A 1,452-nucleotide genomic window follows, 5' to 3' on the forward strand; every position below is an offset into this window, starting at 1 on the left:
AAAGTTTTTATATCGCTCTGCCATAAAACCCGGAAAAGGTAATTGGTGGTAATAAACTTGCTTAGGTTTAATACCTAAATATTCGACACGTTGTTTTGCCTCACTATCATATTGACTATTATCATCTAGCCCCTGTTCAAACAACGAATCCGTAAATAACATATGGGCTTTTTTTACATTTATCATTAATTTATTGTAAGGGTAGGGTTCGGGTAAATCTTTTTCAAAATCAAAGATATCTTCAGGCTCCCTATTTTTCGTTTTTATAACTTGACCGGCTTTATTAAGTATTTGGTTTTCGGCATGTATTAAGGACTGATTATGATGAATGACATGATTGGTTTTTATACCTTGCTTATCAAAGTAGTCCTCAATGCTATAAAGATTAACCTCTCTAATATAATTCTCAATTGAATAGCGCCCCGTTATCGGATTTTTTCTGGTTGATTGAGTCATTAGCCCCGTATTTTCATCAAAAAAGATTTCAGAGGTGTAAATAATATTATGATTGTTATCATACATATCAATTCTAAGATTTTTTAAATTATTATTTACAAAATAATCATAGGAATAATGGCTAATAGAGGCTAAACACCTTTTCTGGGTGCTAACCACAATACCACGTTTTTTTTCAACCCGTAGATAACAAGGTAATTCAAAAACGTCTTCAAATGAAGCATGTTGTTGTAATTGTTTATGCTCATCTAATGTATAAAAATAAACACCATCTTCTAGCGATTGAAAAGCATCGGTCGGATATAATATTTCAATAATATTGCGTTTACGTTGCCATATATCACTATATTGATAATTCTGATTTAATTTAACTTGAGCAATACTTTGGACTGCCGTGCTATACATTCTTTTGTGGTCTTCTAAACCAATTACTGACAAGAATAAATCTTTTTCTGGAAAGCTTTCTTCGTTATCAAAAGCAGGCATGAAATCATGTTGGTAATAGATTTTATTAGGCATAATGCCCTGTGTTTTTAGTTTTTTTACTAGTTGTATTTGTTGATCGTGCATTTTTACCTCGGCTAAAACAGATTGAAAAGTTGCTATCCACAGTAAAAAGAAGATCAACCCTATTCTGACTAAATTTTTCATCTCTTCCTCACCTTTTTCCATTTAGGCTTATAGCGTTTTTATGTAACGTACTCTTATTCCTTATTATATTTTGATTATTGTGTATTTGCCTCTTGCAGTATTATGTCAAAACCATCTGGGTTGAATGGTAAGTCATCATAAAGTTGAGGGGCGTTTTGGTCTTTAACCTCGTCAGTGGTTAATAATATATTGCCTTGATTATCCAGATATTGATTTTTCACATTACCATCGGTGGATATTTCAATATGGTTAGTTTTAATACCTTGTTGATTAAACCGCTCTAATATGGCAAACACTGTCTTATTTTTTAACAGTTTGAATGTCCTAATCGTATTCCCTTGGGCA

The 1,452-nt window shown here is 32.1% G+C and carries 2 protein-coding genes; both read right to left on the bottom strand.

The features are described from left to right. Positions 1–1,107, bottom strand: a 1,107-nt coding sequence (locus A9G45_RS00110) for a hypothetical protein (RefSeq protein ID WP_141673548.1), incomplete at its 3' end; no start/stop codon positions are given. Positions 1,108–1,181: 74 nt separating this feature from the next. Beyond that, the coding region (locus tag A9G45_RS14245; protein ID WP_176701799.1) for a hypothetical protein at positions 1,182–1,452 on the bottom strand (271 nt) is incomplete at its 5' end.

Origin of the sequence: Gilliamella sp. HK2, from assembly GCF_001690265.1 — a bacterium.
Lineage (GTDB): Bacteria > Pseudomonadota > Gammaproteobacteria > Enterobacterales > Orbaceae > Gilliamella > Gilliamella apicola_C.